This window comes from Rhizobium jaguaris (assembly GCF_003627755.1).
GTDB lineage: Bacteria > Pseudomonadota > Alphaproteobacteria > Rhizobiales > Rhizobiaceae > Rhizobium > Rhizobium jaguaris.
The window spans coordinates 3,403,768-3,427,093 of sequence record NZ_CP032694.1 but is presented as its reverse complement, the minus strand read 5'-3'; the positions used below and the strand labels follow the sequence as shown (position 1 = coordinate 3,427,093).

The following is a 23,326-nucleotide window of genomic DNA, read 5'->3' as shown; positions in this document are numbered from 1 at the left end:
ACCATACCGGCGTCGACTATTCGGGCGACCTGTCGGAAGAGAATGAATTGACACGGAACATGGCTCGGACGAGCCGGCGCGTTGGAAGGGCATCATGCTTCCAGAGCCATGCAATGGCCCTGATCCCTACGCCATTGGACGCCAATGTCTTGCCTTGCAACTCCGGTTCGCCCAGATCTGTCGTTTACTCATGGGCGAATCGCGTTCTTCAGCAGAACTCTCGCGACCAAGAGAGGTTTTATTCTTTTGCTTTTAATTTTGAATTAACGACCGCCAAGCTGCGGGTCTTCCCAACAACAGATCCGGTTTAATACTTGTGCGTCATTCCCGGAAGATAATAGGCGTCAGCCGCACGCACCCCGGCGATCAACGTAATGCCAGGGGCGATTTACTGAGCGGGTGAGGGAGCGCGGTCCGGCTTAGGCGGAAGGGCGGCGGTTGGGAACGCCCGTAACGCGGACCACCACCTGCTGGTGATTGGGGTAAAGGGCGATGTACTCATATTGGAGACCGGTACTTTCTACGAACTCCTTGAACGCTTTGAATTCGTGCATCTCCCAGCCAGGATAATTGAAGTATTCGTCGAAGATGATGATTGTCCCCGGCACGAAGCGTTCGCGCAGCTGCGTCAAAACTGTTTGCGTCGAGCTGTAGAGGTCGCAATCGACATGTACGAGAGACACCGGGCCAGGATGGGTGTCCAGGAATTGCGGCAAGGTCCTGTCGAACCATCCGACAACCAGTTCCACATTGGACGCGACTTGGGGAAGATCCGCGCGGCCAAAGGCGCCCTTGTCATACCCCTCACGCCAGTCTTCAGGAAGCCCCTCGAAACTGTCAAACCCGTAGACGGGACCTGGTTTGCCCTGCGCGATGCGGTTGATCGACCGGCCCGAGAAGACGCCGAATTCCAATGTAAGCCCCTCGACCGCGGCGCACGAAACGGCGTAGTCGATCAATTCTACCGCCGCATTGAGGCGTTTTGCGCCGATCATGCGCGAGTACAGGTATTGTGAAGACGATACTGCGGCGGCAAGACGCGCTACCGTATCAAGGTTGAATGCGTCTCCTCGGGGGTTCCCCAATATCTGTTCGACCATAACGGCCAAAAACTGCACAAATTGCGGGCTGTCTGGTGAGGGGACGTTCATATGTCGGTGCTTTCCGTGGCGCTGGCTGAGGCTTTTCTCCCCTATATGCGTAGGGAGACAAGCTTACCTGGAGCGTGCGTCGATAAGGACCGCCGGCGGCGATAGAAGGAATAGCCGAGAGGTGGACGGCTTGCCCTCGGTTCCGCAAGAAAATCGCGGCCTTCGTACATCAGGCGCTTATCAGGGCATTTGCCTCGCGACAGGCAGCGACGAAAGCCTCGCGGGTTTCATTTGCAGTCGTATAACCTTCAAAGTAATCGATGCAGGCGCGCAAGGCCGCCTCGTAGGCGTTCCCGTGACGCATCGTCCAATCCACCGTCAGACAATCCGTAGCCTCGGCCGCGGTCTGGATGACGCGAATATTTTTCGGCAGGCGCACGACGACAGGCTTTCTCCAGGCGGTTTGAAACATCGCGCTCCTCGTTTTGGCGTTCAAAACGGTATAGCGACGGTTTCGTTCCAGGCATTCTTCTGGTGGAGTATGAAGTTACGGCTGGAGAAGGAAGATTCCGACCTTATTCTGCCATTGTGGTTTCAATCGGTACGCCGGCCTCTTTGGCTGCTGCGAGAAAGCTGTTGCGCGCTTCGCGCGGCTGCCTGATGCCGCTTTCGACATCCGCACATATTTGCAAGGCCATCATGAACGCCTTGCCTTCGGCAACCGGCCACGCATTCAGCAGCATGTCCAACGCCTCCTTCGTGGTGCCAACGGTATAGATTTTCCCCGTTCGCGTGCAGATGACCATCACCGGGAAATTCCAATGTCTATTGCTCATTGCTGCAAGCTCCAACCCACGCCCTTCACGCTACCGCTGGGAGATGTAAAGGTACAGACGAAATTCAAGGCCGCGTTGGGTGTGATGTGAATGTCGGGATCAGAGAACGAGTTCCGCTCGAACCCCGTACCCCCGCAAAAACATATCCGCTGCTTGTTCCGCCGATCCCCGAATCTGCTCTTCTGTCGGCGTTTCACCAAAGAGTGTGGTCATCTGCAGGTCGGCGTTGATCAGTGCGGTGAATTGACGGGCTGCGAGGTCGCAATCGGGGATGTGGAGGAGGCCCTGATGATGGAGGCGCGCGAAGATGGCGCCCAGTGCCATGCCAATCTTGCAGCGGCCGTGTTCGCGCCAGGCTTCGAAAAGGTGCGGATAGCGGGGACCTTCGGACTGGAGGAGCTTGCGCAGGAATTTTCCGTCCTGGTTATAAAGACAGTTGCGGTTGAGATCGATGGCAAAGGCGATCAGATCCTCCCGAAGGTTTTCTGGCTTGTCGGGAAAGGCGGCCAGCGCAGCGAACAAGGCGGTATTGGCGCGCGCACTCACGTCTGCGACGACGGCGACGAACAGTGTCTCTTTTTCGCGGTAGTGATTGTAGATGGTCTGCCGGGAGACGCAGGCTTCCTCTGCGATTTCGTCAATGCTTGCGCCGGAAAATCCCTCGCGGCAAAAAACTTCCGCCGCAGCGTCGAGAATGGGAACCCGTTTCAGGCATTGGGCGGGTCTTATTGTCTTTGCCTGCGAGGCGGCGTTTCGGCTTTTCATGGAATGAAGATAATCCGCATTGACGGTTTGGACAATAGTGTCTATTTTACATTTATGTCCAAATTAATGGACGTTAATGTTAAGCATTGCGAGGCCCGCGTTTTCCTCCCAAGACCGTGCGGTGTTCGCAATACGCAATCGAAGAATCCATCGGGCATTCCGTCGATTTTCGGGTGGTTTGTCCGTCGCAGAGAAGGCAGTTGAGCCGCTGTCGGACCTCGATTGCCAGATGCAGCACATTTTCAACGTCTCCCGCGGGAGATGCGGCGTGAAGGCAATCCAGCTCTCGCGCTCAAGATTTTCTGAAAGATCATCATCATGAAGACGTCTTTCCTTCGCTATGCGATCATCCTTGGGCTGCTTTCGGCCATCGGTCCTTTCGCGATCGACATGTATCTTCCCGCTTTGCCGTCGATCGGCAAGGATCTCGCGGCGGAGAACGGTGTCGTTCAGTTGAGCCTGTTGTTCTTCTTTATTCCCTTCGCCGTCTTTCAGCTGCTCTATGGGCCGCTTTCGGACATGTGGGGCCGCAAGGCACCCCTTTATCTCGGCATCGGCCTATTTGCAGTGGCCAGCATCGGCGCTGCCACGGCAAGCAATATCGAGACGCTGATTGCTTTCCGCTTCCTGCAGGGCATCGGCGGAGCGGCCGGCATGGTGGTGCCGCGCGCCGTCGTGCGTGACATGCATACCGGTGTTCAGGCGGCGCGGCTGATGTCGTTGCTGATGCTCGTCTTCAGCATTTCGCCGATTCTAGCGCCACTCACGGGCAGCGCCGTCATCACCTTCTATGGTTGGCGCGGCGTGTTCTGGGCGGTAACGATCGCGGCGGCGATCGGCCTGATTCTGTTGTCGACGCAGCTCGAGGAGACCCGGACAAAGGCGGATCGCTCACAAAGCGGCCTGCGCAGCGCGATGGCAGCTTATCGTCTTTTGCTCGGTGATCGCAATTTCCTGACGCTGACCTTCATCGGCGGTCTCGGCATCTCAGGCTTCCTGGTCTATCTTGCCAATTCGCCCTTCGTGTTGATCGATCACTACGGTCTGACCCCGACACAATACAGCTTCGCCTTCTCGATCAATGCCGTTTCTTTCTTTGCGGTGTCACAGTTGACCGGCTGGCTCGGCGAGCGTTTCGGCCTGGTGCGGGTGATGCGGGTCGCCGTCACCGCCTTCGCCTTTACCATGGCGGCGCTGGTGGTGGTGATGAGCCTTGGCTTCAGCCAGTTGCCGGTCATGGTGGTGTTCCTGTTCATCGGTTACGGTTTTCTCGGCCTGGTCATTCCGACGACGGCGGTGCTGGCCCTGGAAGATCATGGAAAGATCGCCGGCACAGCCTCGGCGCTGATGGGCACGCTGCAGTTCGTCACCGCAGCCATCGCCATGGTCATTGCCAGCCTGTTCTTCGACGGTACTGCCCTGCCCATGGCTGCCGGCATTGCGCTCTGCGCTGTCGCTGCCTTCCTGCTGACACAGGCGACCATTGCCCGCCGGCCGGTGGCGGAAGTGGCTGCGGAATAGCTGTTTTCCTGCAGGAATGGGGAAGGCCGGGGCATTGCTCCGGCCTTTTGATTCCGGCGTCGGCAGAAGAGGTCTCTTGCGGAGCGACGCAAGATCATCAAAGACTTGAGATGCAGCGGAAGGAGATGGGCGGATGGGTAGTTTCGCGGAGATTTTGGAACGGGCGGGAAAGCGCAAAGGCGGGGCGGAAGCGCTGAAGGCACTTCTGCCCAAGGTGCCCGATCATGCAGCCTTGCGCGCCACGCCGGATGATCGGCTGCTGTCGGAAATGACGCGCTATGTCTTCTATGCCGGTTTCGTGCGCAATGTCATCGATTCGAAATGGCCGGGTTTCGAAGCGGCCTTTTCCGGTTTCGACCCGGCTTTCCTCAACCTCGCACCCGACGATTATTGGCACGATCTGACCTCGGACACACGTATCGTGCGCAACGGCGCCAAGATCATGTCGGTGCGGGACAACGCGCAGTTCGTTCGCCAGCTTGCCGATGAGCATGGCAGCGCCGGTCACTTCTTTGCCGATTGGCCGGTAGAAGATCATATCGGCCTGCTGGCTGTCCTCGATAAGCGCGCCAACCGGCTTGGTGGCATGAGCGGCCAATATTTCCTGCGTGCCATCGGTCGCGACAGTTTCGTCATGAGCCATGACGTGCTCGTCTGCCTGCGCCTCTCCGGTCTGCCGATCTCGGAGACGAAGCCGACCAAGAAGGAGCTGCGCCTGATCCAGGATCAATTCAATGCGTGGGGCGCCGAAACAGGCCTGCCGCAAACTTATCTCTCGCGCATCTGCGCCTTCTCTGTGGGCATGCCGGGTGAAGATGAAGAGGTCTGATTGATTTGACCGGTCCAATAATATTGGATCGTCCGCGGGGAATAGGGAGAGACTTTCATGCCGACCGACAACAGGCCTCTGGCCATCAGCGCGCCTGAGCCGCGCTCGCTTGAGCTTATCTTCAGCAAAGATGCGCTATCGCTCCTGCATTCGAAATATCGGATCGTCGAGGCGGACCCGGAGAATATTGCCGGACTTGGCGACGATGTCCTTGGCGAGACCCGCTATATCATCGGCCAGCCACCACTTTCGAAGGAAACGCTCGACCGCATGCCGCGCCTGCGCTGCATCCTGAATGTTGAAAGCAATCTTATCAACAACATGCCCTATGAGGTCCTGTTCGAGCGCGGCATCCATGTCGTTACAACCGGACAGGTCTTCGCCGAGCCGGTGGCGGAGATCGGGCTCGGGTTTGCGCTAAGCCTGGCGCGCGGCATCGTCGATGCCGATCTTGATTTTCGCGAGGGCAGGGAACTTTGGGGCGGTGACGGCAATGCCAAGGCACGGCTGATCTCTGGCAGCGATATCGGCATCGTCGGCTTCGGTGATCTCGGCAAGGCACTGAACCGGGTGCTGTCGGGTTTTCGCGCGACGATCAGGGTATTCGATCCCTGGATGCCGCCTTCGATCCTTAGGGAATATGGCGTCCAGCCGGCTGGTCTCGATGAGGTGCTTTCGGGCAGCGATTTCATTTTCGCCGTCGCCTCCGTCACTAGCGAAAACAAGGGTTTCCTCGGTGCCGAGGCTTTTGCGCGCATGCGCGAAGGAGCGGCCTTCATTCTGCTCAGCCGCGCCGATGTCGTGGATTTCGATGCGCTGATGGCGGCTGTCGCCTCCGGCCATATTGTCGCCGCGAGCGATGTCTATCCGGAGGAACCGCTTGGCAAGGATCATCCGGCGCGAGGTCTCAAAGGCTTCATCCGCTCCGCGCATCGCGCCGGTGCGCTGGACAGCGCCTTCAAGAAAATGGGTGACATGGTGTTGGAAGATATGGATCTGATGGACCGTGGTCTGCCACCGATGCGCTGCAAACGGGCGGAGCGCGAAACGGTGTCGCGGATGCGCTCGAAGCCGGTGACCAGGAACTGAAGCTGTAGGTTTAAGTGTCAACTTCGCCATCGGCTCAGCGATGAGCCGACCAGGGCACGAAACGGCGCTCAATCAACCGGACGCCGATTTCGAACAGGAAGGCGATCAACGCGATGACGATGATGCCGCTGATGACGATGTCGGTCACCAGAAACTGCGCCGCTGACTGAATCATGAAGCCGAGGCCCTGTGTGGCTGCGACCAGTTCGGCTGCGACGAGCGTGGACCAGCCGGCGCCGAGCGCGATGCGGATGCCGGTGAGGATCGAGGGGATGGCGCCGGGCAGGATGACGTGGCGCAACACCTGCAACCTGCCGGCGCCTAAGGAACGGGCTGCATTGATATAGTCGACAGGCGCGGCCTTCACGCCGGCGGCAGTCGACGGAATGATTGGCGGCAGCATGGCGAGTGCGATGACGGTGATCTTCGAGGCCTCGCCGATGCCGACCCAGATGATGATCAGGGGCAGATAGGCGAGTGGTGGAAGCGGCCGCAAAAATTCGACGATCGGGTCAAGGATGCCTTTGCCGATGCGGCTGGTGGCGATCGCTAACCCGGCGGGAATGCCGATCACGAGCGAAACGGTGAGGCCGCCAAAAATCCTGAGCAGGCTTGCGAATGCGTGTTCGGCCAGTGTTGAATCGACAAAGCCGGTAGTATTCAGATTGTAAATCGCCTTGGTGACGGTCCATGGCGAAGGCAGGAAGACCGGCGAGACGATGCCGTAGGCTGCTGCGATCGCCCAGATCACCAACAGTGTCAGCACAGTTGTAAGCGAAATCCACAATGTCGAGCTGGACGAGCTGGTCTTACCAACAGGTGCTGCGCCGGATTTGGTGTCGATGGCTGCGATTTTTTCGATATCGGCGGTCAAGCGGCCTCCTCCTCAGTCTCGTCGTGGATCAGGCCGGTCAACTCATCATGCAGCCTTTTGAATTCAGCCGAAGCTTTGATCTGGGCAAGCGGCTCGCCCGCAAGGTAACGTTTGCCGAAGGAAAGCGGGATGTCGGCGGTGATACGGCCTGGATTGGGCGCCAGGGTGATGACGCGGGTGGCAAGCAGCAGGGCTTCGTCGATGCTGTGTGTGATCAACAGCGCGCCCGTGCCACTCTGCGACCAGACCTTCAGGAGGAATTGCTGCATGCGAGCGCGGGTCAGGGCGTCCAACGCGCCGAGCGGTTCGTCCATCAGCAGAAAACGCGGATCGGAGGCTAGCGCCCGGGCGATGCCGACACGCTGGCGCATACCGCCAGAGAGTTCCCAAATGTTGCGGTCGCCAGCGCCATCGAGACCGACTTTGGCGAGCAAACCGTCGGCGCGGCGGCGGCGCTCCTCCTTCGGGACGCCGTGCAGGCGCAGGGGAAAGGCGATGTTGTCGCGGGCATTCAGCCAAGGATAAAGCGCATCATCCTGAAAGACGACAGCTCGGTCGGCAGCCGGTCCTTCGATCTCCTTGCCGTCGACGAGAATGCGTCCCTCCGAAGGCGTCAGAAAGCCGGCGGCAAGATTAAGCAGGCTGGTCTTGCCTGAGCCGGAGCGGCCAATGACGGTAACGAATTCGTCGGAGGCAATATGCAGCGTCAGATTATCGAGCACGCAATGGGTATTCTGCCCTCGACGGTCACCCGGAAAGTTCAGCGAAACGGATTGCAAGGACAGGATGCTCATTGCGCGTACTCCAGTGAATTGGCGCAGGCTGGAAAACTCCGGCCTGCGCCAAAAGCGTGAATCAGAGGCCGGCCTTCGCCGCATCGGTGACGAATTTGGCATTGACGTAGGGTGTGTAGTCTTTCAGCACTGCGGGGACCTTGCCTTGTTCCAGCAGAAAGGCAGATGTCTGGGCAATCGCGGTCGTCGTGCCGCCGCCGAGAAATTCGGGGTTCGCCTGCTCCTTGAGCGTCGGGAAATAATAGCCCTTCAGCAATTCCGGCACCTCTTCCGGCTTGGCACCGGTGAGTTTGGCAATCGCGGCGGCTTGGGGCGACGACACGCTCCAGCTCGCCGGATCAGCGCGGTAGGAAGCATAGGCCTTACCGGTGACCCGAACGAAACCGGTCACCACGTCTGGATGGGCATCGGCGAATTTCTTGCTGACGATCCAGGCGTCGAAGGTCGGGCCACCCCATTTTGCGACATCTCCTGATGTCGCGAGGACCTTGCCGTTCTTCTTGATTTGCGACAGCACCGGATCCCAGACATAGGCGCCATCAAGATCGCCGCGCTCCCAGGCGGCGGCGATTTCCGGTGGGCGCAGATTGAGAATTTGCACCGATTTCGGATCGATGTTCCAATGCTTCAGTGCGGTCAGCAGGCTGTAATGCGAGGTGGAGACGAAAGGCGTGGCGATCTTCTTGCCTTTCAGATCCTCCGGCTTGTCGATGCCCTTGACTGCGAGCGCTTCCGCGTCGCTGATGTTGCCGACGACGAAGATGGTTTCGATCGGCAGTTCACGGCTGGCAGCGGCGGCAAGAGGCGAGGAGCCGACATAGCCGATGTCGATCGAGCCCGAGGCGATGGCGGTGACGACATCGGCGCCGCTGTCAAACTTATGCCAACTGATCTTGGCGCCGGTCGCCTTGTCGTATTCACCGTCGGCCTGCGGCACGCGGGACGGCTCGACGATCGGCTGATAACCAATATTGAGTGTTACGTCTGCAGCGCTTGCATAAGAACCAAAGGTCGCGGCAAAAACGGCGACGGCTGTAGTGGTCAAAAGATTGCGTTTGTTGATGGTCATGTTTCCCCCGGCGTGGTGTTTCAAAATGATCTTCAACCGCTGACGTCGCAGCCGGTCTGCATTAATGATTGTAAAATTGATAGAAAATATAGAGATAAAAAATTCCAGATTTGCGGCATCTGCCGCAACCCACTTCCAAATATCGCGAGACTCCAGGTCTTTTTGCGATCGGTAAAGGAAACAGGCGGGACGATGAAGTCGAGAATTGAGGACAAAGCAATGAAGCCGATCCAGATCTATGCCTTCGATATGAACTGCGTCGGGCATATCAATCATGGTCTCTGGACGCATCCGCGCGATACGTCGCTGAATTATACCGACCTCGATTATTGGGTGGATTTCGCGCGAACGGCCGAGCGCGGCAAGCTCGACGGCATTTTCCTGGCCGACATTGTCGGTGTCTATGATGTCTACAGGGGCGGCCCCGAGACCTCGATCCGGACCGCGGCGCAGATACCGGTCAACGACCCGATCATTCCATTGTCGGCCATGGCCTATGTGACCAAACATCTCGGCTTCGGCGTCACCGTCAATACGACTTACGAGCCGCCTTTCCTCTTCGCGCGGCGGATGTCGACGCTGGATCATCTGACGAAGGGCCGCATCGGCTGGAATATCGTCACCGGTTATCTCGATAGCGCCGCCCGCAGCATGGGCATGGAGTGCCAGCCGGATCACGATGCCCGTTATGACGCCGCCGAAGAGTATCTGGAGGTCGTTTATAAGCTCTGGGAGGGAAGCTGGGACGGCGATGCGGTCAAGCGCGACAAGATCAGCGGTCTGTTTGCCGATCCATCCAAGGTGCGCGCCGTCCGCCACGAAGGCAGCCACTATCGGATGGACGGCATTCACTTGAGCGAACCGTCGCCGCAGCGTACGCCGTTGCTCTTCCAGGCCGGTGCTTCGGCGCGCGGGCAGGACTTTGCCGCGCGGCATGCCGAATGCGTCTTCATCGCCAGCCCGACACCGCAGGGCGCGAGGCCGATGACCGAGGCGCTCCGGCAGCGGGCCGTCGATTTTGGCCGGCGGGGCGACGATCTCAGCATCCTCAATCTCATCAGCGTCGTCGTTGGGCGGACGGAGAAGGAAGCCGAGGACAAACTGGAGGATTATCGCCGGCATGCCAGCGTAGAGGCCTCGCTCGCACACTACTCCAGCTCGATCGGCATCGATCTTTCCAAGTTCGCGATGGATGAACCGATCGAACAAGCGTCGACCAATGCACAGCAGGCTGCGCTTGCGACGGTGACTGGCAAGAGCGGCGGCAAACCGGCGATGACGCCGCGGCAGATCATCGATCAGACGGTACTCGGCAGCCGGCAGAAGCCGATGGTCGGCTCGCCCGAGCAGATCGCCGATCGCTTGCAGACCTGGGTGGAGGAGGGCGGCACCGACGGATTCAACCTGGCGCGGACGGTCGCGCCGGAAAGCCTGCGCGATTTCGTCGATCTCGTCGTTCCCGTGCTGCAGGAGCGCGGATTGTTCAAGGCGGATTATGCCGAGGGGACGTTGCGCGAGAAATTGTTCGGCCGAGGCGATGGGCGGCTGCCGTCAAGCCATCCGGCAGCCGCATTCCGTCATCGGATTTGATCAAAGAGTTTAGCGATGATCGAGCTTCGCGACCAGGCGGTCGCCGAGCCATTGCATGCCGCAAACGAGGATGATCAGCACGATGACAACGGCGATCATCACGCCGGTCTCAAAGCGCTGGTAGCCGTAGCGGATCGCGAGATCGCCGAGGCCGCCGCCGCCGATGGCGCCTGCCATGGCCGAGGCGCCGATCAGGGTCACCAGCGTCACGGTAAAACCCGCGACGATGCCGGGCAGGGCTTCCGGCACCAGCACTTCGCGAATGATCGTCCAGCGATTGCCGCCCATGGCGCGCACGGCGTCGATCAGGCCGCGATCGACCTCGCGCAGCGAGACTTCGGCGATGCGGGCGTAATAGGGGATCGCCGCGATGGTGAGCGGCACGATCGTTGCGGTCGTGCCGAGCGCGGTACCGACGATCAGCCGCGTCAGCGGGATCAAGGCGATCAGCAGGATGATGAAAGGCACGGCACGGAAGCCGTTGACCAGCGCCGCGAGCATACGATTGACGGTGAGCTGTTCGGCGATGCCGTCGCGGTCGGTGATGACTAGGGCGAGGCCGAGCGGCAGGCCGATGATGAGTGAGATCAGACCGGACGCGCCCGTCATCCAGACCGTCTCCCAGAAGGAGCGCCACAGCAGGCCGAGGATGATGTCAGTTGTCATAGCCTAAAGCCTCCACCCGGGCGGACCGGGCCGTTAGAAAATCAGTCACCTGAGCCGGCAGCGTTGCGTCGCGTGTCGGCACGGCGATGAAGAAGCGGGCGACAGGCTGGTTCTGAATATGATCGATGCCGCCATGCACGAGGCGGAAGGAATGTGGCAGCGCCGCCGAAAGCTCGGCGAAAAGCGCGCCTTGGGCCGCCGGGCCGGCGAGATCGACGCTCAGAATCGCCTCGATACCCGTCGTCTGCAAAAGGCGCTTGGCGATATGTTCGGGAAGTTGAGGGCGGATGGTGCTGAGCAGGCTTGCCGTGATCTCGGTCTGCGGATTGGCGAAGATTTGCCAGACCGGGCCTTCCTCGACGATCTTGCCGGCATCGATAACGGCGACGCGATCGGCGATCGAGCGCACGACTTCCATCTCATGAGTGATGAGCAGAATGGTGAGGCCGAGCTTGCGGTTGATATCCTTCAGCAGTGCGAGGATCGATCGTGTCGTTTCGGGATCGAGGGCGGAGGTCGCTTCGTCCGAGAGGAGAAGAGCGGGACGGGCGGCCAGTGCTCGGGCGATGCCGACACGCTGCTTCTGCCCACCGGACAATGCTGAAGGATAGGCTTTCGCCTTGTCGGCAAGACCCACGAGTTCGAGCAGCTCGTTGGCACGCGCCAGCCGTTCCGCCTTGGCGACGCCTTCGATCTTCAGCGGCAAGGCTACATTGTCCTCGACCGTCTTTGCAGAAAGCAGATTGAAATGCTGAAAAATCATGCCGATGCGGCGACGCAGCGGCTGCAACTCGTTTTCCGACAGGCCGGCGATATCACGCCCTTCGATATGAATTTCGCCGCCATCGGCGCGCTCCAGCCCGTTCAGGCAGCGGATCAGCGTCGATTTACCGGCACCGCTGCGGCCGATGATGCCGACGATCTCGCCGCGGTGTGCCGTCAGCGAAATGCCGTCGAGCGCGGGGTTCGTGCCGAAATGGCGGCGAACGTCAACTAGGCGGACGATCTCGTCATTCTCCGACGCGCCGGGCGTCGCGTGTCCTTTGATGGCGGTGGCGGAAACGAAGGAATTCATGTCAATCTTCTCTCGGCTTTGCGGCGTCGGGCGCTGATCTTCTGGAAACACCGAAGGCGGCCCGAGCAGAAATGCCCCGGCCGCCCTGGTGCTCAGCGCTGCCCCCGGCGCTGAATGGCTATCAATAGGCGCTGAGGCCGGTGCCCTTATAGACCTTGTCGAACTCGGCCTTGACCGTATCGTTCTGATAGGAGGCGACCAGCGTCTTCACCCAGGGCTCGCTTTCGCTGCCCTGCTTGACGGCGATGAAGTTGCGGTAGGGATTGCCGTCGATCGGCTCCTGCGCAATGCGGTCCTTCGGCGAAAGCCCGCTTTTCAGCGCCCAATCGGTGTTGACGACGGCGGCATCCAGATCGTCGATCGAGCGGCCGACGATGCCGGCATCGAGTTCCTTGATCTCGACATTCCTCGGGTTCTCGACGATGTCGGCCGTGGTGGCGAGAATGCCGGTGCCGTCCTTGAGCTTGATGACCTTCTCATTCTGCAGCACGCGCAAAGCGCGGCCTTCGTTGGACGGGTCGTTCGGCACGCCGATGACCGCACCCTTCGGCAGATCGGCAACGGTCTTGTATTTCTTGGTGTAGAGGCCGATCGGCCAGACGCCCGTATAGCCGACGCGGACGATGTGATAGCCGTGCTGCTTGATCTGGTTGTCGAGATAAGGCTGGTGCTGGAAGGCGTTGGCATCGACTTCGCCGCGCTCCAGCGCTTCGTTCGGCTGGGTATAGTCGTTGAAGACGACGGTTTCGATCTTCAAGCCCTTCTTGGCGGCTTCCGTGGTGACCACGCGCCAGACGTCTTCGTCTTCGCCGCTCATGATGCCGACCTTGATCGTCTTGTCGGCGGCAAAGGAGGGGGCGGCTGCCGTCAAGCCGAAGACGGCGACGGCGGAGGCGATGAAAGCGGCAAGGCCGGTCCGGCGCGAGAAGCGCAACGTGTCGAGACCTTGAGAAGACTTTTTCGTCATGGGAAATCCTGTTCCATGTGATTGAGACGCCATTGTCTCGTTGACGGCGAGGATCATCTCAGACGGTTGCAGGCCGTGCGAAGCAGGATCATTTGTTGTGCGCCGCACTTCTGAAAAACTCTTTTTGACGTACGGCTGATCGGGAACTAATTTTCTATAGAAATAGTCGATTTTTATGCATCAGCGATTTTGGGTGCATCGAAATTATGCAAATCAGCGGTGGATAGGGTCCTTCCAGAGCACCTCTTCCGGCTTTTCCACCGGTTCGATGTCGAGATTGACGACGACAGGTTCCTGTCCGGAGCGGACGAGGACGCATTCCAGCGTCTCGTCGCGGCTGGCGTTTATCTCCTGATGCGGCACGAAAGGCGGCACATAGATGAAGTCGCCGGGGCCGGCTTCGGCCACGAATTCCAGGTTCTCGCCCCAGCGCATCCGCGCCTTGCCTTTGACGACATAGATGATGCTTTCGAGATCGCCGTGATGATGGGCGCCGGTCTTGGCGTTGGCGTGGATCGTGACCGTTCCGGCCCAGATTTTCTCAGCACCCGCACGGGCATGGTTGATTGCCGTGGCTCGGTTCATGCCAGGTGTCTGCGCTGTGTTGGGATCGAGCGCATTGCCGGGGATGATTTTGACACCATGTTCGCGCCAGTCGACCGGCTCGTGATGGTGGTCGTGATCGTGCCCATGATCGTTGCTCATGGCTGTCCTTTCACTGCAGAGGAAGGGATTCGCACCTCCTCCAGAGATAGATTGTTACATCAGCTAAGGCGAAACTATTCAAAAATATAGGGAATTACAGAAAGTTTCGAAAGAGGCTTTTCAAGTCGAGATTAATCGATAGACTTGATCAAGTTAATTGACCGGTGGGAACATTTCGTGTTTGTCCCGCGTTGCGCCGGTCGCAATTAAATGATTTGCCGCGCCGCTCGTCCGATCAAACGCGTTCGGGGCGCGCCAGATTTAGAAGCAGCGCGTGGGCCTCTGCCTGAGGCCTGATAGTTTTTCAGATTATGCGCCGGACTTCCACTTGAAAGGAGACAGACATGAGCAATGCCTTGCCGCCCCTTCATGAGGGTCATGCCCCCATTACTTTGCAACAGCTCTTCAGGGAAGCGCTCTATGCGTTCGAGGAATGGGACACAGAAGTCACCGAACCGATCGTGACGTTCGAAGGGAAGATCCTTCCCGTCAGCGCCGTTTTCGAAGCCATGCGTGAATGCACTGATATCGTACCCAACAATATCGTCACCGCTGTTACCGAACGGCTGACAAAGCCTTGGGAAGGTGAAGGTCCTCTGGACACGATGACCTTTTCGACCGCGGCCAGAGTGATGGGTGTTCTCGTTCGCAAACGCCTCCTGGTCGTTAACAATGGTGTCGATGTCGCCGCTGTTGTTGCCGAGACCCAGGCAACGGAAAAGTCGGACCGCTAAGAAATAGCGCATGATTTATCTCGGAACCCGCCGGCGCATGCCGGCGGGTTCTTTTATTGTGATATCAGCGGCAGTTCACATCGAATTCCGGATCGACGGGGATCTGCATCGCGGTCACCAGATGGTTCGTCTGTCCGGCAAGGCCGATGACGGCCAGCAACTCGCCATGCTGCGCATCCGTCATGCCTTTTGCCCTGGCGGCGGCGGTGTGGGAATGGACGCAGTAGGTGCAGCCGTTGGCGGTTGATACGGCAATATAGATCATCTCGCGGACCAGCGGATCGAGCGCGCCGTCGGCCATCATCACCGCTTTCAGCCCCTCCCAGGTGCGCTTCAAAAGCGCCGGATCATTGGCCAGACCACGCCAGAAATTATTGACGAAATCGGATTTTCTGACGGCACGGATGTCGTCGAATACGGCCTTGACCGCCGGGATCGCCTCGACCTCTGCATCATCGAGCAATTTGACTGTCGTCATCTCAAGTCTCCTTTCAACAATCCGAATTGATGCGAAAGCTATAGCGCATTTTTGCGAGGGCTTCGCCGAATGGCGGCAGATCACGCCCCTCTTTTCGTTTGCAAAAATCATCCATATGTGAAAATACTATTCACATAAGAAAAGTCGGGCGCGGGACGCAGGGAGTTGGCAGACCGAGGCGTCTGCCGATGCGGAGGCGCACGCACGGCTGAATTGATGCTAGGGAAGCGAAAATAATCATGGTGGTGGAAAAGGAATTGCCGCTGGCCGGCCTGGTGGTCGTGGATATGAGCCAGTTCCTGTCCGGGCCCTATTGTACTTTGAGACTGATGGATCTCGGCGCCAGGGTCATCAAGATCGAGCGCCCGGATGGAGGCGATCTCTCACGGCGGCTTTATCTCAGCGACAGCGAGAGCGGCGATTCGACCATTTTCCACGCAATCAACCGTTCGAAGGAAAGTCTGGCGATCGACTTGAAGAGCGAGCGCGACATGCAGGCGCTGCGCAAGCTGATCTCCAAGGCCGACGTGCTGGTGCAGAATTTCCGGCCGGGAGTGATCGAGCGGCTGGGGTTGGATTATGAGGCTGCACAGGAGATCAATCCGCGGCTCGTCTATTGCTCGATCAGCGGTTATGGCGACGAAGGTCCCTGGGTGTCGCGTCCGGGGCAGGACTTGCTGGCGCAATCGCGCTCCGGCGTCATGTGGCTGAACGGCGATGAGGGGCAGGGGCCGGTGCCGTTCGGCCTGGCGATCGGCGATATGCTGGCGGGTGCGGCGGCGGCTCAGGGCATTCTGGCGGCGCTGGTGCGCCGTGGCGTCACCGGCAAAGGCGGGTTGGTGGAGACGAGCCTGCTGGAGGCGCTGGTCGATCTGCAGGTGGAGGTTCTGACTGTCCACATGAACAGCGGCAACAAACTGCCGCAACGGTCCGGATTCCGCAGCGCCCATGCTTATCTCTCCGCACCCTACGGCGTCTATCCCGCCTTCGACGGCTATCTTGCCATCGCCATGACGCCGATTTCGAAGCTTGCCGACTTGCTCGCCATGAACGAGCTTGCGCCCTACCGCGACGATCCGAAAAGCTGGTTTACGGCGCGCGACGACATCAAAGCGCTGATTTCGGCGCGTATCGCTACTCGCACAGTGGATGAATGGCTGGCAATTCTGGAGCCTGCCGACATCTGGTGTGCCAAGGTACTGAACTGGCCGGAACTGTTGCAGAGCGAAGGATTTGGTGTGCTCGACATGCTGCAGACGGTCGGCCGCGACGACGGCATTTCCGTGCGTACGACGCGCTCGCCGGTCCGTATCGACGGGCAGCGGCCGAAATTCGAACGTGCGGCCCCGCATGTCGGCGAGCATAATGCGGCGATCTGGGAAGAGTTCGACCTCGGGTGACTATCCGAGAGATCGCCCGACTGAATGAGAAGGAGTTTTCCCATGACGCGCATCACCAATCTCCGCGTATTCGACCTGCGCTTTCCGACCTCGCAGAGCCTCGACGGCTCCGACGCTATGAATCCCGATCCGGATTATTCCGCCGCCTACGTCATTCTGGATACGGACAAGCTAGGCCTCGAAGGTCATGGCCTTACTTTCACCATCGGCCGCGGCAACGACATCTGCTGCATGGCGATCGAGGCAATGCGGCATCTGGTCGTCGGCACCGAGCTTGCGACCGTGGTGGAAAATCCCGGCAAATACTGGCGGCATCTGACCAGCGACAGCCAGCTGCGCTGGATCGGCCCGGAGAAGGGCGCGATGCATCTCGCCACCGGCGCCGTTGTTAATGCGGTCTGGGACCTGCTCGCCAAAGAGGCCGGCAAGCCGGTCTGGCGGCTGGTGGCAGAGATGGATGCGGAGCGCATCGCCGATATCGTCGATTACCGCTACCTAACCGACGTTTTGACCCGCGACGAGGCCGTCGCCATCCTGAAGAAGGCCGAAGCCGGCAAGGCAGAGCGCGTCGCCACCCTCGAGCGTGAAGGCTATGCCTGCTACACGACCTCGGCCGGCTGGCTAGGCTATGATGATGCCAAGCTGCGTCGCCTGTGCCAGGAGGCGATCGATGCCGGCTTCAACCATGTGAAGATGAAGGTCGGCCGCGATCTCGCGGACGATATCCGTCGTCTCAGCATCGCACGCGAGGTGATCGGCCCGGATCGCTATCTGATGATCGACGCCAACCAGGTTTGGGAAGTCGGCCAGGCGATCGACTGGGTGCAGAAGCTCGCCTTTGCAAAGCCCTTCTTCATCGAAGAGCCGACCAGCCCCGATGATGTCGCCGGCCATCGCAAAATTCGCCAGGCGATCGGCCCGGTGAAGGTCGCGACCGGCGAAATGTGCCAGAACCGCATCATGTTCAAGCAGTTCATCGCCGAAGGCGCGATCGACATCGTGCAGATCGATTCCTGCCGCATGGGCGGACTGAACGAAGTCCTGGCCGTGCTGCTCGTCGCCGCGAAATACGGCCTGCCTGTCTGGCCCCATGCCGGCGGCGTCGGCCTCTGCGAATATGTGCAGCACCTGTCGATGATCGACTATATCGCCGTCTCCGGCACCAAGGACGGCCGTGTGATCGAATATGTCGACCACCTGCACGAACATTTCAAAGACCCCTGCATCATCCGTGATGCCGCCTACATGCCGCCGAGCCTGCCGGGTTTCTCGATCGAGATGAAGCCCGAGTCGATCGCCGCCTATACGTTCAAGGGGTGATCCGTCACCCCACGAGGAGGAGAGACAAAGGCCCGCCGGATGGCGGGCCTTTGTTGTTTTGAGCGGGCTTTCGCGGATCAACGCCGAATTGGTTCGACAATCTGTTTGCCTACACGCGCCGCATCGCATCACCGAGATGACGCTCTCGGTTATTTTCCATGCCGATTGGTCAGTGAACGCACAAATTGTGAGCGAACCGGATTCCAATGGGATCATCGGCTTAGCGGCAGCCTGCCCATATTTTCAGCGCGAGCGCAGTCAGCGGCACAATCATTGATCAGACTCTCCAAAATAATCTTCCATTTCATGCGGTTATATGATCTCCGAATGTCCCTTGACAGCCGCGTAAGCCTGGACTGTTATAGCTACCTATAACAAATTCAAAACATTGACGGGATTTCGAGACAACTGCGGAACGGGCTCAGGGATGGGGCCGTGCCGACCAAAAGTTGCGTCTGAATGGGCTGCGGCAACGTCGATCCAATCAAGAATTGGTTCACAGACGATTGATCGGCACCATGGATCGTTTGAAACCAGGAGATTGGGAATGAGATTGATATTCGCACTTCCGCTGATATCGGTGCTATTGGCGGGCACGAGCGCATTTGCCAATGAGATGAAGATCGGCCTGCAGGATGACCTCGACGGTCTCGATCCTGTGAAATCACGGACCTTTGTCGGCGAAGTGGTTTTCAAATCGCTATGCGACAGCCTTGTCTCCGTCGGAGCGGATCTGAAGGCGCAGCCGGCGCTTGCAAGCAGATGGTCGTGGAACGGCGACAATACCGAGCTGACCATGACGCTTTTCCCGAACATGACCTTTCATGATGGCTCGCAGATCAATGCGCAGGCGGTCAAGGCCAATCTTGACCGGTCCATCACTCAACCGGACAGCATGCGCAAGAGCGAGTTGCAGTCGATCGACAGCGTCTCCGTTGTCGACGACCTCACGTTCAAGATCAAGCTGAAGCGGCCGGATCCGACGCTTCTGCCGCAGCTTTCCAACCGCGCCGGCATGATGATGTCGCCAGCGCGTTTCGATAGTGCCGTGACCGCGCCGGTCTGCTCAGGCCCGTATAGATTCGTTTCGCGCCAGCAGAACTACTCGATCACGCTCGAAAAATTCCAGAACTACCGTGACGCCGCCGACTATCACTTCGACAAGGTCACCTTCATGATCATGCCGGACACGACGGTGCGCCTTGCCAATCTGCGCTCCGGAGGGCTGGACATGCTGGAACGTTTGGCGCCGTCCGATATTGCTTCGGTCAAGTCCGACCCCAATCTGCAGCTCGCCGCGGTCACCAGCGTCGGCTACCAGGGCCTCACTATCAATGTCGGCAATGGCTCGGGCGGCAAAAGCCCGCTCGGCAAAGACAAGCGTGTGCGCCAGGCTCTGCAGCTCGCGATCGACAAGGATGCGATCAACCAGGTGGTGGGGGCGGGCACCTTCGAGCCGGCTCAGCAGCCTTTCACCAGCATCAGCCCGTTCCACGATACAGCGATCAAAGTCAGCGAGCACAATGTCGACAAGGCCAAGGCACTGCTCGCGGAAGCCGGCACGCCGAAGGTTTCCTTCGAGCTGATCTACGCCAATTCGACAACGAGCGATCAGATCGCCCAGATGATGCAGGCCATGGGCGCCGAAGCGGGTTTCGACATCAAGCTGCATGCTGTCGAATTCACCACCATGCTGACGCAGGCGCAGAGCGGCGATTTCGATGCCGTGCTGACCGGCTGGTCCGGCCGCTACGATCCGGACGGCAATATCCATCAGTTCCTCGCCTGCAAGAACTCGCTGAATTATGCCGGCTATTGCAACAGCCAGGTTACGAGCGATCTGGATAAGGCCAAGGTCGAGGGCAATTTCGATGCCCGCAAGAAGCTCTACGATGACGCTCAGAACATCATTCAGGACGACCTGCCGATCATCTATCTCTATCATCAGCCCTGGCCCTTCGTTCTCTCCAGGAAGGTCCACGGCTTCCAGCCGCTGCCGACGGGCCTCATCAGCCTCAAGGGCGTGACCAAGGACGACTAGAGCGGTTCAGCTTTTCACTGAACCTAAGAACCGCTCTATCATTTTGTTTTTCCGCAATTTTCGGACGGAAAACCGCTACGCACTTTTCCTGAAATTGCTCTAGGACATATCTCATGGATCATCATCTGCCTGCATCTTCAGCAAATTGCGCCTGGGGCTATTTCGACCCCAAGCGTGCGCCGGCTCTGACGGTCGATAGCGGCGACACCGTCGTCATCGACACGGTGTCCGGCGGACCCGACGTACTCCCGAAGGACGATTTTTTCATCCCGCCCGAGTTGCTCGACGTCCACAAGAATTCCGTGCAGGAAATGCCCGGCCATATCCTGACCGGACCCGTGGCGATCCGCGGCGCCAAGCCCGGCCAGGTTTTGGAGGTGCGTATCAAGGATGTGAAGCTTCGCCAAAATTGGGGCTACAACGTCATCCGTCCGCTGGCCGGTACCTTGCCCTACGACTTCGAGACGGCACGCCTGCTGAACATCCCGCTCGACGCAGAGGCCAATGTTGCGCATCTGCCCTGGGGTCTGAAGCTGCCCCTGGCTCCGTTCTTCGGCGTCATGGGTGTTGCGCCGCCGCCGAATTGGGGCCGTATCTCCTCGATCATGCCGCGTGCCCATGCCGGCAATATCGACAACAAGGAACTGGTTGCCGGCACAACGCTCTATCTGCCGATCTTCAACGAAGGCGCTTTGTTTTCCTGCGGCGACGGCCACGGTGCGCAAGGTGACGGCGAGGTCTGCATCACGGCGATCGAGACGGCGCTGCGCGGTACCTTCCAGTTCATTGTCCGTAATGATCTGAGCTTTACCTATCCACGCGCCGAAACTCCAACTCACTACATCACCATGGGCATGGACCCGGATCTCGACCAATGTTCGGTCATGGCATTGCGGGATATGATCGTGCTGCTCGGCGAGAAGGCCGGCCTGTCGCGGGAGGATGCCTATACGCTTTGTAGCCTCGCCGGCGACCTGCATGTCACTCAGGCGGTCAACGGCAACAAGGGCGTGCATATGATGATGGCGAAGAACTTATTGCGCGAAATATGACGCCGGTTGAACAGGCGCTTTTGCGCCGCTTGTTCATGCCCGGCCCCTCACCCTAGCCCTCTCCCCGCAATGCGGGAGAGGGGACTCGTTCGCATTTCCCGGAGCCTCGAAACGCATTGCTTGAATTTGGAGAAAAGCTCGCTCTCCCCGCATGAGCGGGGAGAGGGCTGGGGTGAGGGGCCTAGCATAGAGCTGCCGCGTCGGCATGCTCAATAATATGCCAAAGTTCTCACAGCTCAAATCGCTTCAACCAAGCCTGGATGATCGGCACATCGGCGTCGGTGAGCTCATGACCGTGCGGGATGGTTTGCAGGTTCACCGTCGCGCCGTCGGCGCGGAGCCGTTCGGCGAGCGGCTGCGCGTAGGGTCCGTAATCGTCCTTCGCGCCAGCGATGATCAAGACGTCGGTGTCCGACATGTCCGCCGGCGGCGGATCGGTGAGAACGGCCATGGAGCGCAGCAGCACGGCGCGGCGGATGAGATGCGGGTGCAGCGACAGCATGGCATTGATCAGGTTTGCGCCGTTCGAGTAGCCGATATAGACGATGCGTTCGGGATCGAGACCATAAGCATGGATCGCACCGTCAATGAACGCAGCAAAGGCTTCCGCTTCATTTGCGATATCGGCCCGATCGAAGGTAAACGGCGTGATGCGGCGGAACCAGCGCGGCGCGCCTTCCTCGAGCGCCCGGCCGCGCACGCCGAGCAACGTTGCCTGCTCGCCGATCTTATGGGCGATCGGCATCAGCGTCGTTTCGCTGGCGCCTGAGCCATGCAGCAAAACAAAGACAGTGCCGTCCGGTTCCTGCGGCGTGAAAAAGCGGTGCACGAACGGCAGATCGCGGTAGATGACGCGCGGCTCGCCGGGCATCGAGAATTGCGGCAGGATAACGTTCAATTCAGCCAATCGTTCTGGTTTGTCATCGGGCGCGAAAAGACGCGTGCCGAGTGTCACCTCGTCTTCATCGACCAACATGCCTGGCACATCGGTTGCCAGCTCGAACAGGATTCGACCCGGCTCGCGGACATAGAGCGAGCGGAAATATTTGCGGTCGTGCATCGCCGTCGGCCAGGAATTGATCGCCTGCAGCGCCGTGCGCACCGTTTGCAGCTCCGCGTCGTCGGAAGCACGAAACGCCACGTGGTCGACCGTGCCGGTTCCCGGCGCGCTTGCCCAGAAACCGCTGGCATCGCGGATGTCGATGATGTCGCCGGGTTCGGAAATGAGGCGGCTGATCGCGCCGCTGCTGGCCGCTGGCCGGTAGCCGAAATGCTTCACGAGAAGGTTTTGCGTCTCCTCAGGCGTCTCGCTGAACAGCGTCGCGCCGCGAATGCGTCTGACGGCGTGTTCAAGCGGGATGTTCCCGCTTGTCCAAGGTGCGGTCGATTGCAGATCCTTGGCACCGGCCAATTTGACGATGATACCATCCGGATCTTTCAGCCGCAGCACCGGTTCGCCGAATTCGTCCGAAGGGCCTTCCGGTTTCAGCCCTGCACTTAAGGCGCGCGTCAGCCAGAAACCGATGCTGGCGGGGTCGATGGCGAGCGAGATTTCGCCGACCTGGCCGATGCCGGGACGACCGGGAGATCCGTCCTCCCAGACAAGGAAGGTCACCAGAGATCCCGGCGATCCCGTGGCATCGCCATAGAAGAGATGCAATTGCGTTGCGTCCTCGAAGCCTCCGGTGCGTTTGACCAGACGCAGACCAAGAAAGCCCGCGTAGAAATCGACATTCGCCTGCACCTTGCGGGTGATCAGCGTGATGTGGTGAATGCCGGCGACCATAAGATGCTCCAGGATGGATTGCGCAATTGGTCGCTATTTAGGGCGGAAACAGCGGTCAATTCAATGCTGCATCCATGGAGGCTGTGTTCACCGAAAGCGCCTATTCGGATGGCTTGACGATCTTTCGTTTGGTCTTGGTCTTTGGCTCCGGTGGCGGCTGTAACGCCTCCTTCTCGAGGCGCAATTCCCGCAGGCGCGCCGTTTTGCGTTCGCGGATCATCTGTTCGCTGGCGATGATTTCCTTAACGGTGGAGTCGAGCCCGCTGGCCTTCAGCGATGCTTGCTTCTTGGCTCCGAACAGGTTGTCTTTGTTAGACGGCGCCATATTGGCCTCCTTGGTTCGCGTCGGCGTTGGCGTTACTTGCGGGCTTTGGACGGTTGAGCATCCGCGCCCGCAAGGCGGGAAATCGTATTCGGTATCGGATGGCGCGTTTATAGCGGCGATATAAGTCTATCGGTTTCCAAGAAATCAGGCAGAGTTTTTGCGCTGAAACTTGGCAGATAAAAAGAAAAATTCGGGTGAATCCTATATAGGGCGACGCAAATTTCTCGGAAATAGCAGGGAAAAGACTATCCGATTTTGATTGTCAATGAGTGATGATTTTATGTCGCATGGCTCGATTCGGACGAAATATTCAGCCATT

23 protein-coding genes are annotated in these 23,326 nt (G+C 59.1%); 9 read left to right on the top strand and 14 right to left on the bottom strand.

Annotation, left to right across the window (positions count from 1 at the left end; all coding sequences use genetic code 11):
• Positions 1–419 precede the first annotated feature (419 nt).
• The 4 genes from CCGE525_RS16690 to CCGE525_RS16675 all read right to left on the bottom strand — a co-directional run bounded on the left by CCGE525_RS16690 (position 420) and on the right by CCGE525_RS16675 (position 2,692).
• Positions 420–1,151, bottom strand: coding sequence for a TylF/MycF/NovP-related O-methyltransferase (locus tag CCGE525_RS16690; RefSeq protein ID WP_120705264.1), 732 nt, complete (start codon positions 1,149–1,151; stop codon positions 420–422).
• A 169-nt stretch (positions 1,152–1,320) separates the two neighbouring features.
• The gene (locus CCGE525_RS16685; protein WP_120705263.1) at positions 1,321–1,563 is read right to left on the bottom strand and encodes a DUF982 domain-containing protein; all 243 of its coding nucleotides are present in this window, start codon (positions 1,561–1,563) and stop codon (positions 1,321–1,323) included.
• Positions 1,564–1,666: 103 nt separating this feature from the next.
• A complete protein-coding gene (locus tag CCGE525_RS16680; protein ID WP_120705262.1) occupies positions 1,667–1,927 on the bottom strand; it encodes a DUF982 domain-containing protein in 261 nt (86 codons plus the stop codon).
• 99 nt (positions 1,928–2,026) lie between these two features.
• Positions 2,027–2,692 carry a TetR/AcrR family transcriptional regulator gene (locus tag CCGE525_RS16675; protein ID WP_120705261.1) on the bottom strand — a complete coding sequence of 222 codons (666 nt, stop codon included), beginning with the start codon at positions 2,690–2,692 and terminating at the stop codon, positions 2,027–2,029.
• Positions 2,693–3,010: 318 nt separating this feature from the next.
• On the opposite strand from CCGE525_RS16675, the gene CCGE525_RS16670 reads away from it, so the two are divergent.
• The 3 genes from CCGE525_RS16670 to CCGE525_RS16660 all read left to right on the top strand — a co-directional run bounded on the left by CCGE525_RS16670 (position 3,011) and on the right by CCGE525_RS16660 (position 6,131).
• Positions 3,011–4,213, top strand: coding sequence for a multidrug effflux MFS transporter (locus CCGE525_RS16670; RefSeq protein ID WP_120705260.1), 1,203 nt, complete (start codon positions 3,011–3,013; stop codon positions 4,211–4,213).
• A gap of 133 nt (positions 4,214–4,346) precedes the next feature.
• Positions 4,347–5,042, top strand: coding sequence for a DNA-3-methyladenine glycosylase I (locus CCGE525_RS16665; RefSeq protein ID WP_120705259.1), 696 nt, complete (start codon positions 4,347–4,349; stop codon positions 5,040–5,042).
• A 57-nt stretch (positions 5,043–5,099) separates the two neighbouring features.
• The gene (locus tag CCGE525_RS16660; RefSeq protein ID WP_120705258.1) at positions 5,100–6,131 is read left to right on the top strand and encodes a hydroxyacid dehydrogenase; all 1,032 of its coding nucleotides are present in this window, start codon (positions 5,100–5,102) and stop codon (positions 6,129–6,131) included.
• 34 nt (positions 6,132–6,165) lie between these two features.
• Here the strand turns inward: CCGE525_RS16660 and CCGE525_RS16655 are convergent, their stop codons facing one another.
• The 3 genes from CCGE525_RS16655 to tauA all read right to left on the bottom strand — a co-directional run bounded on the left by CCGE525_RS16655 (position 6,166) and on the right by tauA (position 8,868).
• Complete coding sequence (locus CCGE525_RS16655; RefSeq protein WP_120705257.1) at positions 6,166–7,005, bottom strand: ABC transporter permease subunit; 840 nt, start codon at positions 7,003–7,005, stop codon at positions 6,166–6,168.
• A complete protein-coding gene (locus CCGE525_RS16650) occupies positions 7,002–7,799 on the bottom strand; it encodes a taurine ABC transporter ATP-binding protein (protein WP_120705256.1) in 798 nt (265 codons plus the stop codon). Before CCGE525_RS16650 ends, CCGE525_RS16655 begins: the two co-directional genes overlap by 4 nt.
• A 61-nt stretch (positions 7,800–7,860) precedes the next feature.
• Positions 7,861–8,868 (bottom strand): taurine ABC transporter substrate-binding protein, encoded by a 1,008-nt coding sequence (tauA, locus tag CCGE525_RS16645; protein WP_120705255.1) that lies wholly within the window; start codon positions 8,866–8,868, stop codon positions 7,861–7,863.
• A 219-nt stretch (positions 8,869–9,087) separates the two neighbouring features.
• Between tauA and CCGE525_RS16640 the strand changes: the two genes are divergently transcribed.
• Entirely contained in the window at positions 9,088–10,458 is a 1,371-nt protein-coding gene (locus CCGE525_RS16640; RefSeq protein ID WP_120706447.1) for an LLM class flavin-dependent oxidoreductase, read from the top strand.
• A 9-nt stretch (positions 10,459–10,467) separates the two neighbouring features.
• On the opposite strand, the gene CCGE525_RS16635 is transcribed toward CCGE525_RS16640, so the two are convergent.
• The 4 genes from CCGE525_RS16635 to CCGE525_RS16620 form a co-directional block, all read right to left on the bottom strand.
• Positions 10,468–11,124: a methionine ABC transporter permease gene (locus CCGE525_RS16635; RefSeq protein ID WP_120705254.1), complete on the bottom strand. Its 657-nt coding sequence runs from the start codon at positions 11,122–11,124 to the stop codon at positions 10,468–10,470.
• The gene (locus tag CCGE525_RS16630; protein ID WP_120705253.1) at positions 11,114–12,199 is read right to left on the bottom strand and encodes a methionine ABC transporter ATP-binding protein; all 1,086 of its coding nucleotides are present in this window, start codon (positions 12,197–12,199) and stop codon (positions 11,114–11,116) included. Before CCGE525_RS16630 ends, CCGE525_RS16635 begins: the two co-directional genes overlap by 11 nt.
• A 121-nt stretch (positions 12,200–12,320) precedes the next feature.
• Positions 12,321–13,166 carry a MetQ/NlpA family lipoprotein gene (locus CCGE525_RS16625; protein WP_120705252.1) on the bottom strand — a complete coding sequence of 282 codons (846 nt, stop codon included), beginning with the start codon at positions 13,164–13,166 and terminating at the stop codon, positions 12,321–12,323.
• 213 nt (positions 13,167–13,379) lie between these two features.
• The gene (locus CCGE525_RS16620) at positions 13,380–13,871 is read right to left on the bottom strand and encodes a cupin domain-containing protein (RefSeq protein ID WP_120705251.1); all 492 of its coding nucleotides are present in this window, start codon (positions 13,869–13,871) and stop codon (positions 13,380–13,382) included.
• Between the two features lie 344 nt (positions 13,872–14,215).
• Here CCGE525_RS16620 and CCGE525_RS16615 point away from each other — a divergent pair, with 344 nt between their 5' ends.
• Positions 14,216–14,605: a BRA0787 family protein gene (locus CCGE525_RS16615; protein WP_120705250.1), complete on the top strand. Its 390-nt coding sequence runs from the start codon at positions 14,216–14,218 to the stop codon at positions 14,603–14,605.
• A gap of 64 nt (positions 14,606–14,669) precedes the next feature.
• On the opposite strand, the gene CCGE525_RS16610 is transcribed toward CCGE525_RS16615, so the two are convergent.
• On the bottom strand, positions 14,670–15,083 hold the full coding sequence (locus tag CCGE525_RS16610; protein ID WP_120705249.1) for a carboxymuconolactone decarboxylase family protein: 414 nt from the start codon (positions 15,081–15,083) through the stop codon (positions 14,670–14,672).
• A 239-nt stretch (positions 15,084–15,322) separates the two neighbouring features.
• Between CCGE525_RS16610 and CCGE525_RS16605 the strand changes: the two genes are divergently transcribed.
• The 4 genes from CCGE525_RS16605 (at position 15,323) to CCGE525_RS16590 (ending at position 20,896) form a co-directional block, all read left to right on the top strand.
• A complete protein-coding gene (locus CCGE525_RS16605; RefSeq protein ID WP_120705248.1) occupies positions 15,323–16,483 on the top strand; it encodes a CaiB/BaiF CoA transferase family protein in 1,161 nt (386 codons plus the stop codon).
• A gap of 42 nt (positions 16,484–16,525) precedes the next feature.
• Positions 16,526–17,803, top strand: coding sequence for an L-fuconate dehydratase (locus CCGE525_RS16600; RefSeq protein WP_120705247.1), 1,278 nt, complete (start codon positions 16,526–16,528; stop codon positions 17,801–17,803).
• Between the two features lie 547 nt (positions 17,804–18,350).
• Positions 18,351–19,844, top strand: coding sequence for an ABC transporter substrate-binding protein (locus CCGE525_RS16595; protein ID WP_120705246.1), 1,494 nt, complete (start codon positions 18,351–18,353; stop codon positions 19,842–19,844).
• Between the two features lie 113 nt (positions 19,845–19,957).
• Positions 19,958–20,896, top strand: a complete 939-nt coding sequence (locus CCGE525_RS16590) for an acetamidase/formamidase family protein (RefSeq protein WP_120705245.1) — start codon at positions 19,958–19,960, stop codon at positions 20,894–20,896.
• Positions 20,897–21,125: 229 nt separating this feature from the next.
• On the opposite strand, the gene CCGE525_RS16585 is transcribed toward CCGE525_RS16590, so the two are convergent.
• Positions 21,126–22,682 (bottom strand): alpha/beta fold hydrolase, encoded by a 1,557-nt coding sequence (locus tag CCGE525_RS16585; RefSeq protein ID WP_120705244.1) that lies wholly within the window; start codon positions 22,680–22,682, stop codon positions 21,126–21,128.
• Between the two features lie 100 nt (positions 22,683–22,782).
• Entirely contained in the window at positions 22,783–23,007 is a 225-nt protein-coding gene (locus CCGE525_RS16580) for a hypothetical protein (RefSeq protein WP_120705243.1), read from the bottom strand.
• Between the last annotated feature and the right edge of the window lie 319 nt (positions 23,008–23,326).

Bases quoted from the DNA above. Each gene is read 5' to 3' on its own strand.
- CCGE525_RS16580 (WP_120705243.1), bottom strand. From the start codon at position 23,007: ATGGCGCCGTCTAACAAAGACAACCTGTTCGGAGCCAAGAAGCAAGCA.
- CCGE525_RS16585 (WP_120705244.1), bottom strand. From the start codon at position 22,682: ATGGTCGCCGGCATTCACCACATCACGCTGATCACCCGCAAGGTGCAG.
- CCGE525_RS16635 (WP_120705254.1), bottom strand. From the start codon at position 11,124: ATGACAACTGACATCATCCTCGGCCTGCTGTGGCGCTCCTTCTGGGAG.
- CCGE525_RS16685 (WP_120705263.1), bottom strand. From the start codon at position 1,563: ATGTTTCAAACCGCCTGGAGAAAGCCTGTCGTCGTGCGCCTGCCGAAA.
- CCGE525_RS16630 (WP_120705253.1), bottom strand. From the start codon at position 12,199: ATGAATTCCTTCGTTTCCGCCACCGCCATCAAAGGACACGCGACGCCC.
- CCGE525_RS16615 (WP_120705250.1), top strand. From the start codon at position 14,216: ATGAGCAATGCCTTGCCGCCCCTTCATGAGGGTCATGCCCCCATTACT.
- CCGE525_RS16590 (WP_120705245.1), top strand. From the start codon at position 19,958: ATGGATCATCATCTGCCTGCATCTTCAGCAAATTGCGCCTGGGGCTAT.
- CCGE525_RS16675 (WP_120705261.1), bottom strand. From the start codon at position 2,692: ATGAAAAGCCGAAACGCCGCCTCGCAGGCAAAGACAATAAGACCCGCC.
- tauA (WP_120705255.1), bottom strand. From the start codon at position 8,868: ATGACCATCAACAAACGCAATCTTTTGACCACTACAGCCGTCGCCGTT.
- CCGE525_RS16625 (WP_120705252.1), bottom strand. From the start codon at position 13,166: ATGACGAAAAAGTCTTCTCAAGGTCTCGACACGTTGCGCTTCTCGCGC.
- CCGE525_RS16640 (WP_120706447.1), top strand. From the start codon at position 9,088: ATGAAGCCGATCCAGATCTATGCCTTCGATATGAACTGCGTCGGGCAT.
- CCGE525_RS16600 (WP_120705247.1), top strand. From the start codon at position 16,526: ATGACGCGCATCACCAATCTCCGCGTATTCGACCTGCGCTTTCCGACC.
- CCGE525_RS16680 (WP_120705262.1), bottom strand. From the start codon at position 1,927: ATGAGCAATAGACATTGGAATTTCCCGGTGATGGTCATCTGCACGCGA.
- CCGE525_RS16665 (WP_120705259.1), top strand. From the start codon at position 4,347: ATGGGTAGTTTCGCGGAGATTTTGGAACGGGCGGGAAAGCGCAAAGGC.
- CCGE525_RS16595 (WP_120705246.1), top strand. From the start codon at position 18,351: ATGAGATTGATATTCGCACTTCCGCTGATATCGGTGCTATTGGCGGGC.
- CCGE525_RS16650 (WP_120705256.1), bottom strand. From the start codon at position 7,799: ATGAGCATCCTGTCCTTGCAATCCGTTTCGCTGAACTTTCCGGGTGAC.
- CCGE525_RS16610 (WP_120705249.1), bottom strand. From the start codon at position 15,083: ATGACGACAGTCAAATTGCTCGATGATGCAGAGGTCGAGGCGATCCCG.
- CCGE525_RS16670 (WP_120705260.1), top strand. From the start codon at position 3,011: ATGAAGACGTCTTTCCTTCGCTATGCGATCATCCTTGGGCTGCTTTCG.
- CCGE525_RS16690 (WP_120705264.1), bottom strand. From the start codon at position 1,151: ATGAACGTCCCCTCACCAGACAGCCCGCAATTTGTGCAGTTTTTGGCC.
- CCGE525_RS16660 (WP_120705258.1), top strand. From the start codon at position 5,100: ATGCCGACCGACAACAGGCCTCTGGCCATCAGCGCGCCTGAGCCGCGC.
- CCGE525_RS16605 (WP_120705248.1), top strand. From the start codon at position 15,323: ATGGTGGTGGAAAAGGAATTGCCGCTGGCCGGCCTGGTGGTCGTGGAT.
- CCGE525_RS16620 (WP_120705251.1), bottom strand. From the start codon at position 13,871: ATGAGCAACGATCATGGGCACGATCACGACCACCATCACGAGCCGGTC.